This is a genomic window from Streptomyces sp. NPDC048352 (genome assembly GCF_040651895.1).
Classification (GTDB): domain Bacteria; phylum Actinomycetota; class Actinomycetes; order Streptomycetales; family Streptomycetaceae; genus Streptomyces.
Window position 1 is genome coordinate 1 of record NZ_JBEZKZ010000124.1, and the last position, 13,203, is coordinate 13,203.

General features: G+C 74.3%; 14 protein-coding genes and 1 pseudogene. 9 read left to right on the forward strand and 6 right to left on the reverse strand.

Annotated elements, in window-relative coordinates; all coding sequences use genetic code 11:
* Nucleotides 1-258: 258 nt before the first annotated feature.
* Nucleotides 259-1,281, reverse strand: coding sequence for a LacI family DNA-binding transcriptional regulator (locus tag AB0D45_RS33565; RefSeq protein WP_362466233.1), 1,023 nt, complete (start codon nt 1,279-1,281; stop codon nt 259-261).
* Nucleotides 1,282-1,455: 174 nt separating this feature from the next.
* Here AB0D45_RS33565 and AB0D45_RS33570 point away from each other — a divergent pair, with 174 nt between their 5' ends.
* Nucleotides 1,456-2,700 carry an MFS transporter gene (locus AB0D45_RS33570; protein WP_362466236.1) on the forward strand — a complete coding sequence of 415 codons (1,245 nt, stop codon included), beginning with the start codon at nt 1,456-1,458 and terminating at the stop codon, nt 2,698-2,700.
* Nucleotides 2,701-2,786: 86 nt separating this feature from the next.
* Here the strand turns inward: AB0D45_RS33570 and AB0D45_RS33575 are convergent, their stop codons facing one another.
* A complete protein-coding gene (locus AB0D45_RS33575; protein WP_362466239.1) occupies nt 2,787-3,386 on the reverse strand; it encodes a hypothetical protein in 600 nt (199 codons plus the stop codon).
* A 109-nt stretch (nt 3,387-3,495) separates the two neighbouring features.
* On the opposite strand from AB0D45_RS33575, the gene AB0D45_RS33580 reads away from it, so the two are divergent.
* The gene (locus tag AB0D45_RS33580; protein WP_362466242.1) at nt 3,496-3,930 is read left to right on the forward strand and encodes a VOC family protein; all 435 of its coding nucleotides are present in this window, start codon (nt 3,496-3,498) and stop codon (nt 3,928-3,930) included.
* Between the two features lie 128 nt (nt 3,931-4,058).
* Nucleotides 4,059-4,514 carry a hypothetical protein gene (locus AB0D45_RS33585; protein ID WP_362466244.1) on the forward strand — a complete coding sequence of 152 codons (456 nt, stop codon included), beginning with the start codon at nt 4,059-4,061 and terminating at the stop codon, nt 4,512-4,514.
* Between the two features lie 168 nt (nt 4,515-4,682).
* On the opposite strand, the gene AB0D45_RS33590 is transcribed toward AB0D45_RS33585, so the two are convergent.
* The gene (locus AB0D45_RS33590; RefSeq protein WP_362466247.1) at nt 4,683-6,038 is read right to left on the reverse strand and encodes a hypothetical protein; all 1,356 of its coding nucleotides are present in this window, start codon (nt 6,036-6,038) and stop codon (nt 4,683-4,685) included.
* Between the two features lie 38 nt (nt 6,039-6,076).
* Nucleotides 6,077-6,736 carry a GPP34 family phosphoprotein gene (locus tag AB0D45_RS33595; RefSeq protein ID WP_362466250.1) on the reverse strand — a complete coding sequence of 220 codons (660 nt, stop codon included), beginning with the start codon at nt 6,734-6,736 and terminating at the stop codon, nt 6,077-6,079.
* A gap of 190 nt (nt 6,737-6,926) precedes the next feature.
* Here AB0D45_RS33595 and AB0D45_RS33600 point away from each other — a divergent pair, with 190 nt between their 5' ends.
* A complete protein-coding gene (locus AB0D45_RS33600; RefSeq protein WP_362466253.1) occupies nt 6,927-7,391 on the forward strand; it encodes a type II toxin-antitoxin system PemK/MazF family toxin in 465 nt (154 codons plus the stop codon).
* Here the strand turns inward: AB0D45_RS33600 and AB0D45_RS33605 are convergent.
* Nucleotides 7,376-7,630, reverse strand: coding sequence for a hypothetical protein (locus AB0D45_RS33605; RefSeq protein ID WP_362466256.1), 255 nt, complete (start codon nt 7,628-7,630; stop codon nt 7,376-7,378). The two genes, AB0D45_RS33600 and AB0D45_RS33605, sit on opposite strands and share 16 nt — an antisense overlap.
* A 118-nt stretch (nt 7,631-7,748) precedes the next feature.
* A complete protein-coding gene (locus AB0D45_RS33610; protein WP_362466259.1) occupies nt 7,749-8,564 on the reverse strand; it encodes a TIGR02452 family protein in 816 nt (271 codons plus the stop codon).
* 107 nt (nt 8,565-8,671) lie between these two features.
* Between AB0D45_RS33610 and egtA the strand changes: the two genes are divergently transcribed.
* The 5 genes and pseudogenes from egtA to AB0D45_RS33635 form a co-directional block, all read left to right on the forward strand.
* Nucleotides 8,672-10,069 carry an ergothioneine biosynthesis glutamate--cysteine ligase EgtA gene (gene egtA, locus AB0D45_RS33615; RefSeq protein ID WP_362466262.1) on the forward strand — a complete coding sequence of 466 codons (1,398 nt, stop codon included), beginning with the start codon at nt 8,672-8,674 and terminating at the stop codon, nt 10,067-10,069.
* Complete coding sequence (egtB, locus tag AB0D45_RS33620; RefSeq protein WP_362466265.1) at nt 10,066-11,388, forward strand: ergothioneine biosynthesis protein EgtB; 1,323 nt, start codon at nt 10,066-10,068, stop codon at nt 11,386-11,388. The genes egtA and egtB overlap by 4 nt, the downstream gene beginning before the upstream one ends.
* Nucleotides 11,388-12,146: an ergothioneine biosynthesis protein EgtC gene (gene egtC / locus AB0D45_RS33625; protein ID WP_362466268.1), complete on the forward strand. Its 759-nt coding sequence runs from the start codon at nt 11,388-11,390 to the stop codon at nt 12,144-12,146. The genes egtB and egtC overlap by 1 nt, the downstream gene beginning before the upstream one ends.
* On the forward strand, nt 12,143-13,108 hold the full coding sequence (egtD, locus tag AB0D45_RS33630) for an L-histidine N(alpha)-methyltransferase (protein WP_361608230.1): 966 nt from the start codon (nt 12,143-12,145) through the stop codon (nt 13,106-13,108). Before egtC ends, egtD begins: the two co-directional genes overlap by 4 nt.
* Before the next feature lie 6 nt (nt 13,109-13,114).
* Nucleotides 13,115-13,203, forward strand: a pseudogene (locus tag AB0D45_RS33635) (ABC transporter permease); the annotation flags it as partial.

The window sequence follows — 13,203 nt, forward strand, 5'->3', positions numbered from 1 at the left end:
ATCCGGTGGGGAAGCGGTACCGCGCGCCGAATTCATCTCGTTTTAGTCCCGGACGACACCCCACCCCACCCCCGCCCCCTCCGGTGAGTGTCCGCTTCCCCCCTCCGGTGCGTGCCCTCGTCCCCGTCTCGTGGGCCTGTGACTCGCCCTCGCGGGCCCAACCCGCCCTGGCCGGCACAACCCAGCCTCGCCGGCGTTTGAGGCGCGGGGTCTGGGGCGGAGCCCCAGGGTGGCGCGGGGCCGGGCAGGGGCGCGGGGTCAGGTTGAGTCGCGCGGCAGCGCCACGGCCGCCAGCAGATCCCGCCGCTCCCCGATCTCCGAAGGATCCCGTACCGCCGCGTCCACCAGCCCCGCCAGCCACTCCCCCGCCGGCAGCTCGATCCGCACCGTGCTCAGCCTCGGCCGGAGCAGCCGTCCGAGGAGGAGGTCGTCGGCGCCGATGACGGCCACGTCCCCGGGGATCCGCAGCCCCGCGTCCTGAAGGGCCCGCATCAGCAGCATGGCGTACTCGTCGTTGTAGGCGAACACCGCGTCCAGCCCCAGCGCCCCCCACCGCGCCGCCAGCGCGGCGGCCGACTCCTCGGTGTAGGCCATCGGCAGCGGCCGGACCCGGGCCCCCGGCACCGACTCGGCGCCCGCCAGGCGGGGTGCCGAGAACAGCTCCAGGCCCGGCTCCCGGGGGACGACCACGCCGATCCGGTGGCGGCCGCGTTCCACGAGGTGCGCGGCGGCCCGGGCACCGACCTCCGCCTGGTCCATCACCAGCGCGTGCGCGCCCGGAACCGCGCGCGGCCCCATCGTGATCACCGCCCGCGCACCGGCCCGTCTGAGGGTGGCGACGTTCTGCGGGGAGAGGGTGATCTCCCCGAGGGAGATCACCGCCACGGGCCGCAGCTCGGCCCAGGCCCGGGTGGCCTCGTCGCCGCCGAGGCCGAGGCTGCCGTACTGGACCACCGTGTAGTCCAGTCGGCGCAGGGCCCACTGGAGTTCGTTGAGGAAATGGCTGTAGAGCGGCCCGGCCGGCACGTGCGAGGTGGGGAGCAGCACGATCCGGGTGTGGCCGGCGCGCAGGCTCCGGGCGGCGGCGTGCGGGACGTAGCCCAGCTCCTCGGCGGCCTCGCGGACCCTGCGCCGCGTCGGCTCGCTGATGCGTACGGCCTCCGCGTTGTTGAGGACGTACGAGACCGTCGCGCGCGAGACGCCCGCGAGCCGGGCGACGTCGGCGCTGGTCGGGGGCGTCGGCCTGGTCCGCCGGCCCGTCGGGTTCTCTGAGTCAGACATGGCCGTGGCATCTTTCCATCCCGATGCCGCACGGGGGCTGGCGGTTGGCCGGAAACGGGTGCTACACAGTGCTTACTCGTTTCAGTAACACGTGTAACTGACGCTTCCCGACGTGCCGCCGCCCCTGCGCCACGGGGCGGTTACGCACCCCTCCACCCTGCCCAGGAGGGCACCATGGCTCTTTCCTCCCGCGGCGCCGGCACCGCCGCCGCCCCCTCCGACAGACCCGCTCCGGGGCGCGGCCTGCTGCCGTTGCTGCTCGTCGGCAACACCGCGATGTACGCCCTCTACATCGGCGTCGCCGGCATCCTGCTCGCGCTCCAGGTCGAGCGCGTGGACCCGGCCGCCAAGGTCGCCAACTTCGGCCTGATCGCGGGTGTTTCAGCCGTCTTCGCGACGGTCTTCAACCCCGTCGCCGGCGCCCTGTCCGACCGCACCGGCAGGCGCAATCCGTGGATCCTCGGCGGCGGGCTCGCCGCGGTGCCGGCGATGCTGCTGCTCGGCCTCGCCGACACGATCCTGCTGATCACCCTCGCCTGGTGCCTCGGGCAGGCCGTGATGAACGTCTACCAGGCCGCCCTCACCTCCGTCGTCCCCGACCGGGTGCCGGTGAGCGCCCGCGGCAAGGCCTCGGCCGCCGTCGGCCTGGGCCTGCCCTTCGGCTCCGTCCTCGGGGCCCTGGCCGGCGCTGCGTTCTCCGAGGACTTCCGCACCGGCTACCTCGTTTTCGGCGTGATCGTGGCGGGCGCGGCGGTCCTGTTCACCGCCTGCACGCGAGAGGACCGGCTCCCGGCGCGTGCGCCGCTGCCCGTCCGCGCACAGCTGGCCGCCTTCGCGAGCGCCCTGCGCGACCACGACTTCCGCTGGGCGTTCATCGGGCGGGCCCTGCTCGTCCTCGGCTATTTCGCGGTGAGCGGCTACCAGTTGTACATCCTCCAGGACCACACCGTGCTGCCCGCGGGAATGAGGGCGGAGGCGGCCGTGGCCGTGCTGATGCCGCTGACGAGCGGGGCGATGGTGCTCTCCACGGTGGTGGGCGGCTGGCTGTCGGACCGGCTCGACCGGCGCAAGCTGTTCGTGGGTGCCTCGGCCCTGCTGTCGGCGGTCGCGCTGGTGATCCCGGCCGTGTCGGCGAGCTGGGCCGCGATGCTCGCGTTCGCCGTGGTCAACGGGCTCGCGTTCGGCTGCTACATGGCCGTGGACACGGCGCTGGTGACGATGGTCCTTCCCGTGGCGGAGGACGCGGCACGGGACATGGGTGTTCTGAACATCGCGAACGCCGGGCCGCAGATCGTCGCGCCGTTCGTCGCGTCCGTGGTCGTGTCGGCGAGCGGCGGGTACACCGCGCTGTTCGTCGTCGCCGCCCTGCTGGCGGTGGCGGGCGCACTGGCGGTACGGCCCATCCGGGGCGTGCGGTAGGGGCTCCGGACGGCGGCCGACGACGAGGAGCGCCCGGCGATCTGCCGCGCCCGGCCCTGCCCCGTCACCCTCGCGGGCGGGCCGGGTCAGCCGAACCAGACCACCAGGCGGACGTTCTCGTCGCCGTACTCGGCCGCCAGCGCGCGCATCGACGCCCACACCGGGCCCCAAGGACCGTCCGGCGGAACGTACATGCCCGCCGTGAGGACCACCGGACGGTACACGGCCCCGTTCAGGTGGACCTCGCCGCCGGGCGGCCACTCGGACGGGAACAGGTACTCCCCGAAGAGCTCCTCCGCCGCCTCGAGCACCTCGTCCGGCAGGTAGACCGAGCCCTGCCACGCCAGTGCGCCGTCCGGCCCCGGCCGCCACTCGCCCAGCAGGCTCCCGTCGGGGCCGTCGCAGAGCGGTGCGTCCCAGTCGACCGCCGCGATCTCGGCCCACGTCGCGTACGAGTGGCCGTGGCTCAGTTCGTCACTGACCTTCGGGACTCCTTCGCAGGCGTCCTCCGGCCACCCCCGCTGGTCGAACAGCGGCCGGTCCAGGCCCAGGCCGTCGGAATAGCCGAACAGGCACTCGCGGGCGTACCGGGCCTTCCAGAGGTCGAAGTCGAGCAGATCGACCTCCATCTCCCAGCCCCCGCCCGCGGTGTAGGTCTCGATCACTCCGTCGATGTGCGTCCCCATGAGCGGTCATGCTAGGTCGTGACGGGTGGGCCGGAGTCGACCCCACCTCTCAAACCCGCGCCCGGAAAAGCCAGATGAGCGACAGCGCCCCCCCTGCTAGGGTGCGCCGATGTCATCGATCAGGCAGTTCCAAGTCACCTTCGACTGTGCGGAACCCGAGCGCGTCGCCCGCTTCTGGTGCGAGGTGCTGGGGTACGTCGTACCGCCGCCCCCGAAGGGGTTCTCCACGTGGGACGCATACGAGCGCTCCCAGACGCCCGAGGACCGGGGTTCGTGGTTCGCGTGCGGCGATCCCTCCGGTGTGGGCCCGCGACTGCTCTTCCTGCGCGTTCCCGGGGGCAAGGTCGTCAAGAACCGGGTGCATCTCGACGTGCGGGTCGGCACCGGGCTCGTGGGGGCGGAGCGCCTGGCCGCGCTCGAGGCGGAATGCACGCGCCTGGTCGCGCTCGGCGCGGTACGCGTGCGGCTCCTGGTCGCCGACGGGGTCAACGAGTCCTGCATCGTGATGCAGGACGTCGAGGGCAACGAGTTCTGCCTCGACTGATCCTCGCGGTGACCACCTGGCGCGCTCGTTCCGCCCCGGAAAAGGCTCTACCGATCACGGTGGGCGTGACTTCGAGTGTGACGGCTCGGTCCGGATGATCTGTCCGCGGTCTGGGTATCAAGCCAAGGGTGACCGGCGAGCGAGGGGGCGGGCTTCGCATGGGGGCGGCGGACGAGCAGCACCTTGAGGGCGGGGAAGACTGGCTGACGAAGGACGAAGTCCGGAAGATCTGGCCGCAGATCAGGCCGGGCAGCATCAGGGCCGTGGCGCGGTCCAACAGCGTCCGCACCTCGGCTGCGCCCTCGCCGGACCTGACCCGCGAGCCGACCTACCACGCGGCCGACGTACGCCGCGTGGCCGAGCGGATCGCCCGGGGTGAGGCCGATGTCGCGTCCTGGCAGCGCGCCGACTTCGAGGCTGCGCGCAACGACGCCACACCCGACCCACCGGTTCGGCAGCCCGTCCATTGGGGACCCGAGAACGTGCCGGGGCTGATCCTGCTGGCCATCGTCGTGGGGCTGTTCCTCTGGGGCCTGACCTCTCCCGACCACCACCACGGCACAGTGATCTACTTCGTTCGCTGAGTGGGTTGACCAGCAGCTGCTCTATCGATCTTGGTGACGGTCAGAGGCCCGCCGTCGTCGCCCTCGCAGGTGGTCGCTGCGCCGGTGCCGGCGGTGCGGGCGCACAGCATGACGTCACTCGGCTCCCGGCTCCGGCCCGTCGGCGGGGGTTCTGGCCAAGGACGGGCTTCAGAACGGCGGGCAGTCGCCGTAGCCCCGCGGCTCGGGTGCCGGAGCGTCGGCGCGCGGGGTGCGCAGCAGGGTGACGGCCTCCTCGGCGCGGCCCAGCTCCAGCAGCAGCGGGGCGAGGTCCTGGCGGTGTTCCAGGCGGTCCGCTTCCAGGAGGGCTGCGGCCTCCTCCAGGCGCCCGCAGCAGGCCAGCAGGTGGGCCAGGCTTTCCGTCGCGTACGGCGTTGCCCCCTCGGCGTGCGCGCGGGCCGCTTGCTCCACCTCGTCCAGCCGTCCGCACGCCGCCATGAGGGGGCCGCGGAGCCGGAACAGCTCCCGTTCCTCCCCTTCCCGGCGGGCCTTGAGGGCGTCCAGGTGGGCGAGGCCCTCCGCGGCCCGGCCTTCGGCGGCGAACAGCCCGCACAGTACGCCGAGGACGTGGTCGTCGGAGCTGTCGTGCGCCCGCAGCACCTCGATGGCCTCGGGGCCCCGGCCGTGCCGGGCGAGCAGCTGCGCGAGCAGGACCGGCGGCTGCGGCCACCGCTCGTGCTCCGCGTGCCGGCGGTAGGCCTCGACCGCGCCGGTCACGTCGCCCCGGGCCTCCAGCAGCTCCGCCAGTTCGGTCACGGCCTCCAGCCGGTCGCCGCCCGCCGCGTGGGCGCGGAGTTCGTCGATGCGGTCGTGCCGCGCCAGCAGTCCGGCCAGCGGGTCGCGGCCGTCGACCGGGGCGGAGCCGTACGTACGCAGCACCTCGACCGCCTCGTCGGTGCGGCCCTGGCGCTCGCGTACGGAGGCCAGGAGGGCCACGGCGTTGAACGGTCCCGCGCGGCGCACCTTGCACTCCGGGCTGCCGCACCGGGCGCACGGGTCCGCCGGCGCGATCCGGGCCGTCAGCAGTTCCGCGACCTCGTCGCCCCGGCCCAGGCCGACTGCCACGTCGGCCAGCGCCTCGGCGAGGTGCCCGTCCTCGATGTGCGGCAGCAGCAGCGCGTACGCCTCCACGCCCCGGCCGTGGCGGACCAGCAGCGGCGCCAGCTCGCGCAGTGCGGACCGTTCCCCGTCCCGGGCGAAGGGGCGCAGCAGGCCGATGGCCTCCTCGCCCCGGCCGGCCGCTTCCAGCACCCGGGCGGTCTCCTCGGCCGCGGTGACCCAGCCCGTCCCGACGTACGGGGCCAGGACAGCGAGGGCCTCATCCGTTTCGCCCCGCCGGGCGAGGCGCCGCGCCCAGGCGCGGGCGCAGAACCAGTCGCCGTCTTCCGCCAGGGCCTGCGCCCGCACGACGTCCGCGTGCCCGAGGGCGAGGAGGCGGTCGACCAGGGCGGGCGGGACGCATTCGTCGTGCGTGCGGGTCCGGCGGTCGAGCAGGGCAGCGTCCATGATCGGCACCCTAAGGGCGGAACCCGGAGGACCGTGCCTCAGCTGACGGCCGTGACCGTCAGCACCGCGACCGCGGCCATCGCCGCCTGGGTGTCGCGGATGGCCTGCCGGACGCTCGTGGCCGCCCACTGGCCTTCGGCGACCTCCGCCATCCGCGCGGTGACCCGCTTGCGTTCGCCGTCGGGGAAGGCCAGCGCGTGCAGCTTGGCGGCGTGGATCAGCGCGATGAGACCGGCCGTCCGCGTATCGGGCTCCGCGCCGTCCAGTACGACGGCGCGGAGCCGGTCCCGCAGCTCGCGCTCGACCGTGCCGTCGGCCTCCGGGTAGCGGCGTACCGGGAACATGCCGAGCACCTTGCGCTTCTCCTCGGCGACCACGCCCCGCCGGCAGAGGACCTCCACGGCCGCCGAGACGGCCTTGGGCTGGTCGTGGGCCAGCCAGTCCGTCGCCCGGCGCCGGCCGCGCCCCCGCAGCCAGGTGGCCATCAGCGCCGCCCGGCCGTCGAGGAGCGGCTCCCCGGTCGGCGTCGTGTCCGTCACCTCGAGGCGCTCGCCGGTGACGGAGACCCGGCCCGCCAGGACGAGTTCGAGCAGGATGCCTCCCGCCACGGCCCAGCCGGCCGCCTGCCGCTGCTGTGCCGAGCCGGACTCGTCGTCCAGGGACAGCAGAACGATCTCCTCGGCCAGCGTGACCGCCATACCATTACCCCCGCGCGCTCGTTGATCAGCCTCTCGGCAGGAGGACGCTCCGCGTCCGGGAGAAGTTCCCGCCGCCCGTCCCGCCTGTGCTCACGGCGAGTCGATCTCGACCGGAATCCGAGGGGGAACGCGCGGTGCGGAGCCCGTGTGCGGCGCGGGAAGCGCCGGCCGAAGCACTAACCTCGCCCGCATGACGGCACTTTCGCATCACGGCAGCGGCCACGTCGCGCAGCCCGGCCGGGACGGGCGCACCGCCACCACCGAGGCCGATCCCGGCGCCATCGGCCCGGTCCGCACCGAGTACGCCCCCGACCCGGACGGGGACCCGGACCCGGGTGAGATCGTGTGGACCTGGGTCCCCTTCGAGGAGAACGACGGGCGCGGCAAGGACCGCCCGGTGCTGGTGGTCGCGCGTGAGGCGGGCGGGGCGACGCTGCTCGCCGTCCAGCTCTCCAGCAAGCGGCACGACGACGACCGGGAGTGGGTGCCGATCGGCTCCGGCCCCTGGGACGGCGCCGGACGCGAGTCCTGGGTGGACCTGGACCGGGTGCTGCGGGTGCACGAGTCGGGGATGCGGCGGGAGGCCTGCGCGCTGGATCCGGGACGCTTCCGCCTGGTGGTGGACCGCCTGCGCGAGCGCTACGGCTGGCAGTAGTCCGCCGGCCGGCCGGTGGCGGCCCGCCCGCGGCAGCGGGTGGCCCAGCCGCCGGCCGCCGTCAGGCGCCGGCCGTCGGCCCGCAGGACCACGAGCGCGCCGCCTTCAGAGGCGATCCGGTCGCCGGCGAACAGGAAGAGCGGACCGGCCGGCTCGAACGCGTGGCCGTCGTCCGTCTCCAGGTGCCGAGCCAGGACCGCCCGCGGTACCGGCGTGGTTCCGTCGGCTGTCAGGCGCATGCCGCGATGCTCCCATGGCGGTCCCGCCTCCCGCGCGCGCGGGGGCGGCCGGTGACGCTGTCGCGGGCGAGGCGCGGTGCGCCGGCGGGCGCCGACATTTTCCGCACCACCGCCCCCCTCAGCAGTCGGCGAAGGCTGCGGCGAAGGCCTCGCGGGTGCGCGGGTCGCGGTCCAGGATGCCGAACACGACCCGTTCGAACGCCCCCGCGAAGCGGCCGGTCAGCAGCGCCCGGAAGGCCTGTGCCACCTGCGCCGGGTCGTTCCGGAACACCCCGCACCCCCAGGCGCCGAGCACCAGCCGCCCGTACCCGTGCAGGGCCGCCACCTCCAGGACCAGCTCGGCCCGGCGGCCCAGGGCGGCGGGGATCTCGTGCGCCCGGTCCGGCTCCTGGCGGCGGATCGTGCCGGCGTTCGGGGCCGGGGAGGTGAGGAACCCGGCCCGGAACGGGGTGTCCAGCAGTTCGCCCCGGTCGTCGCGGAACACCGGCACCCCGGGGGAGTGGATCACCCGGTCGGTGTAGAAGGTGCTCCTTCCCGCGCGGTGGACCGCGTAGTACTCCGGGGCCTCCAGGAGGGTCTCGTACAGGGCCGAGGCGCGGCACAGGGCCTCCTCCTGCGCCTTGGCCCCGCGCACGTACCCGCCTCCCGGATTGCGGGCCGAGGCGAAGTTCAGGACGGCGACCGGGCCCCCGTCCGCGAGGCGTCGCGCGGCGACCGTACTGCTCTCCCCCGTGACCTCGAAGACCGTCCGGTGTGTTCCCCCAACGGACGCTCCGTCTGGGATGACCCGGTTTGGTCCATATATCCTGGTTCCGGCCTTGGCGTCCGCCAGGCCGGCGGCGAGGGAAACCCGCCGCCCCGACCGCGTCCGGTACCCCCCGGCCGCCGCGATCAGCGCATTGTCCCGCGCGATCTCCCGCAATCTGCTGCTCACGCCGCAATCCTGGGGCCAAAGCCGGGGCGCAGCAAAGGAATTAGCCCCCCGAGGAGGGGTAGGCACGGGTGAGATCACGGCCGACGACAGGAGACGAGGTTCCGGTGATGCCCGAGGACTCGCCCGCTCCATCCGCCCCCAGCGCCGAACACGACCCCTTGACCGAGGGGGCCGCCGAGGACCTGGTCCACGGCATCTGCTTCAAGACCGGTCCGCCCCGCCTTCTCGGCGCCGAGCTCGAATGGCTCGTCCTGGACGCCGAGCGGCCCTGGCTGCCGCTGTCCCCCGAGCGGCTGACCGCGGCCCACGCGGCCGCCGGCGCCCTGCCGCTGAACTCCCGGCTCACCGTCGAGCCCGGCGGCCAGCTGGAGCTCAGTTCGGCCCCCGCCGACTCGCTCACCGCCTGCCTCGACGGCCTGCAGTCCGACCTCACCGCCGTCCGCGGCGTCCTGCGCGGCCAGGGCCTCGTCCTGCACGGCCTCGGCCAGGACCCCCGCGGGCCGCTGCGCCGCCTGCTGGCCAGCCCGCGCTACGACGCGATGGAGGCCTACTTCGACCGTACCGGCCCGGCCGGGCGCGCCATGATGCGCAGCTCCGCCTCCGTGCAGGTCTGCGTGGACGCCGGCCACGAGGAGCCCGGCCCGCTGGGGTACGGCCGGCGCTGGCACCTCGCGCACCTGCTGGGCGCGGTCCTGGTGGCCGCCTTCGCCAACTCGCCGGGCCGTGACGGTCCGTACCGGGGCTGGCGGTGCGCCCGGCAGGGGATCTGGGGCGACATCGACCCCCGGAGGGCGCTCGCGCCGCCGCTGCACGCCGAGCCCCGGGCCGGCTGGGTCCGGCACGCGCTGGACTCCGAGGTGATGTGCGTACGGTCCCCGGGAGACGGCCCCTGGGCCGTGCCGAGCGGGCTGAGCTTCCGCGACTGGCTGCGTACCGGCGGTGAGCGGCGGCCCACCGTCGAGGACCTGGAGTACCACCTGACCACGCTGTTCCCGCCGGTGCGGCCGCGCGGCCACCTGGAGCTGCGGATGATCGACGCGCAGCCGGGCGAGGACGGCTGGCTGGTCCCGGTGGCGGTCGTGCAGGCGCTGTTCGACGACCCGGAGGCCTCGGAGACCGCCTACCGGGCGGTGAAGGCGCTGGCCGACGCGTACGGGCCGCGGTGCGCGCCGCGCAACCCCCTGTGGCGGTCCGCCGCCCGGTCCGGGCTGGCCGACCCGGAGCTGCGCACGGCTGCCGCCGCGTGCTTCCGGGCCGCAGCCGAGGCGCTGCCGCGGCTGGGGGCGGGCAGGCACGTCCAGGACGCGGTCGCGGCCTTCGCCGACCGCTACGTGCTGCGCGGCCGCTGCCCGGCGGACGACGCCGAAGCCGGCATCGGAACCGGCGCAGCGACCACGACCGCGGCCGAAGCCCCGACCACAGCCGCAGCCGCAGAAGTCCGCGACACCGCCGACGCCGGGGAACACCGCCGGCGGCCGCCCGCCGCGAAGGGACCGCGCCCGTGACCACCGAGACCCACCCCGAGATCCACCCGGAGCTGCTGCGCGAGCGTGCCGTCGCCGCCCTGACCACCGCCCGGGCCCGTACCGCCGCGCTCACCGACGCGGTGAGCGACCGCGACCTGACCGCGCAGCACTCCCCCCTGATGTCCCCGCTGGTCTGGGACCTGGCGCACATCGGGAACCAGGAGGAGCTGTGGCTGCTGGGCCGCGTGGCCGGCCGGGAGTCCATGCGCCCTGAGATCAACTCCCTGTACGACGCCTTCGAGCATCCCCGCGCCGAACGGCCGAAGCTGCCCCTGCTCGGCCCGGAGGAGGCCCGCCGGTACGCGGCGGAGGTGCGCGGCCGCGTCTTCGCCCTGCTGGAGCGCACCCCGCTGGAGGGCACGGCCCTGCTCGACCAGGGGTTCGCCTTCGGGATGATCGCCCAGCACGAACAGCAGCACGACGAAACGATGCTGATCACCCACCAGCTTCGGGCGGGTGCGCCGGTGCTGGCCGCGCCGGACCCGGACCCGCCCCAGGGACCTCCCCCGCCCGCGGCCGAAGTCCTCGTGCCGGGCGGCCCCTTCACCATGGGCACCTCCACCGAGCCCTGGGCGCTGGACAACGAACGGCCCGCGCACGTACGGGAGGTGGCCCCCTTCTGGATCGACACGGTGCCGGTGACCAATGCCGCCTACCAGGCCTTCATCGCGGACGGCGGCTACGGCGAGCCCCGCTGGTGGGCCGCCGAGGGGTGGGAGCAGATCAGGGCGCACGACATCGGGGCGCCGCTGTTCTGGCACCGGGAGGGCGGCCAGTGGCTGCGCCGCCGCTTCGGGGTGACCGAGCCGGTGCCCGATGAAGAACCGGTTCTGCATGTGAGCTGGTACGAGGCGGACGCGTACGCCCGCTGGGCGGGCCGCCGGCTGCCCACGGAGGCGGAATGGGAGAAGGCCGCCCGCCACGACCCGGCCGCCGGCCGCTCCCGCCGCTACCCCTGGGGCGATGCCGACCCGACCCCGGCCCACGCAAACCTGGGCCAGCGCCACCTGCGCCCCGCCCGGGCCGGCGGCTATCCCGCCGGGGCCTCCCCGCTGGGGGTGCGCCAGCTGATCGGCGACGTGTGGGAGTGGACGGCCTCGGACTTCCTGCCCTACCCGGGCTTCCGCGCCTTCCCGTACCGGGAGTACTCGGAGGTGTTCTTCGGCCCGGCGCACAAGGTGCTGCGCGGTGGCTCCTTCGCCGTGGACCCGGTGGCCTGCCGGGGCACCTTCCGCAACTGGGACCTGCCCGTGCGCCGGCAGATCTTCTCCGGCTTCCGCACCGCGAGGGACGTCTGATGTGCCGTCACCTCGTCTACCTCGGGCCGCCCGTGGCCCTGGAGTGGCTGCTGAGCGAACCCGCGCACTCCCTGGTCCACCAGTCCTGGCGCCCGCGCCGCCAGCGGTTCGGCACGGTCAACGCGGACGGCTTCGGGGTGGGCTGGTACGCGGAGGGCGATCCCGTTCCGGCGCGCTACCGTCGCGCCGGGCCCGTATGGGGTGACCTGACCTTCGCCGACCTCACCCGCGTCGTGCGCAGCGGGGCGTTCCTGGCCGCCGTGCGCGATGCCACGCTCCCCAGCGCGGACGGGGAGGCGGCCGCTGCTCCCTTCGCCTCGGGTCCGTGGCTGTTCAGCCACAACGGGGCCGTGCGGGACTGGCCGGACTCGGCGGCCGCGCTCGCCGCCGGCCTGCCGCCGAGGGACCTGCTCCAGCTGGCGGCGCGCACCGATTCGGCCCTCATCTGGGCCCTGGTGCTGCACCGGCTGCGGCAGGGCGACGACATGGGCACGGCGCTGGCCGAGCCGGTCCGCGAGCTGTCCTGCGCCGCCCCCGGCTCCCGGCTGAACCTGCTGCTGACCGACGGCGCCTCCGTCGCCGCGACCGCCTGGGGGGACTCCCTCTGGTACCTCGCCGATCCGGCGGCGGGCCGGGTGGTCGTGGCGTCCGAGCCGCACGACGACGACGCCCGCTGGTGCGAAGTGCCCGACCGGACCCTGCTGACCGCCACCCGCACGCGGGTCGCCCTGACCCCCCTCAAGGAGACCTCCCCGTGAGCGATTTCCAGATGACCCGGACCCTCGACGAGCACGCGGCCGACAAGGCGTTGCGCAGCGACGTCCTGAACGGCCTGACCCGCTTCCCGAAGGAGCTGCCGCCGAAGTGGTTCTACGACGCCCGGGGCAGTGAGCTCTTCGAGGAGATCACCCGGCTGCCCGAGTACTACCCGACCCGTGCCGAGCGGGAGATCCTGCTGGAACGGGCCGGGGAGATCGCGGCGGTGAGCGGCGCGCGCACGCTGGTGGAGCTGGGCTCCGGCTCCTCGGAGAAGACCCGGCACCTGATCGCGGCGATGCCCGCGCTGCGGACGTACGTACCGGTGGACGTGAGCGAGAGCGCCCTGACGGGGGCGGCCGAGGTGCTGCTGGCGGAGCATCCGGGGCTGGAGGTGCACGCGCTGCTGGCGGACTTCACCGGGCAGCTGCACCTGCCGGAGTCGCCGGGGCCGCGGCTGGTGGTGTTCCTCGGCGGCACGATCGGCAACCTGCTGCCGCCGGAGCGGGCGGTGTTCCTGGCGTCCGTACGGGCGATGCTGTCGCCCGGGGACGCGCTGCTGCTGGGCACCGACCTGGTGAAGGACGAGGCCGCGCTGGTGGCGGCGTACGACGACGCGCGGGGGGTGACGGCGGAGTTCAACAAGAACGTGCTGACGGTCATCGACCGGGAGCTGGGCGCGGACTTCCACACCGCCGGCTTCGACCACGTGGCGGTGTGGAACCGGGAGCACGAGTGGATCGAGATGCGGCTGCGGGCCCGGTCGGCGGTGACGGTCAAGGTCCGGGCGCTGGACCTGCTGGTGCCGTTCGAGGAGGGTGAGGAGATCCTGACGGAGATCTCGGCGAAGTTCCGTCAGGACGGCGTGCGCAAGGAACTGGCCGATGCGGGGCTTGAGTTGACCCACTGGTGGACGGACTCGGCGGGCCGCTTCGCGCTCTCCCTGTCGGTGGCCGGAGACTGATCCGGGCCGAACGTCGTCGTGACGGTGTTCTCCTTCAACAACCCCACCGGGCGGTTCAACTACGCCTGGCAGGAGTTCTCCCTCGACGCCTGGAA

Coding starts and splice junctions, on each gene's coding strand:
- AB0D45_RS33565 (WP_362466233.1), bottom strand. CDS start 1,281: ATGTCTGACTCAGAGAACCCGACGGGCCGGCGGACCAGGCCGACGCCC.
- AB0D45_RS33570 (WP_362466236.1), top strand. CDS start 1,456: ATGGCTCTTTCCTCCCGCGGCGCCGGCACCGCCGCCGCCCCCTCCGAC.
- AB0D45_RS33575 (WP_362466239.1), bottom strand. CDS start 3,386: ATGGGGACGCACATCGACGGAGTGATCGAGACCTACACCGCGGGCGGG.
- AB0D45_RS33580 (WP_362466242.1), top strand. CDS start 3,496: ATGTCATCGATCAGGCAGTTCCAAGTCACCTTCGACTGTGCGGAACCC.
- AB0D45_RS33590 (WP_362466247.1), bottom strand. CDS start 6,038: ATGGACGCTGCCCTGCTCGACCGCCGGACCCGCACGCACGACGAATGC.
- AB0D45_RS33595 (WP_362466250.1), bottom strand. CDS start 6,736: ATGGCGGTCACGCTGGCCGAGGAGATCGTTCTGCTGTCCCTGGACGAC.
- AB0D45_RS33600 (WP_362466253.1), top strand. CDS start 6,927: ATGACGGCACTTTCGCATCACGGCAGCGGCCACGTCGCGCAGCCCGGC.
- AB0D45_RS33605 (WP_362466256.1), bottom strand. CDS start 7,630: ATGCGCCTGACAGCCGACGGAACCACGCCGGTACCGCGGGCGGTCCTG.
- egtA (WP_362466262.1), top strand. CDS start 8,672: ATGCCCGAGGACTCGCCCGCTCCATCCGCCCCCAGCGCCGAACACGAC.
- egtC (WP_362466268.1), top strand. CDS start 11,388: ATGTGCCGTCACCTCGTCTACCTCGGGCCGCCCGTGGCCCTGGAGTGG.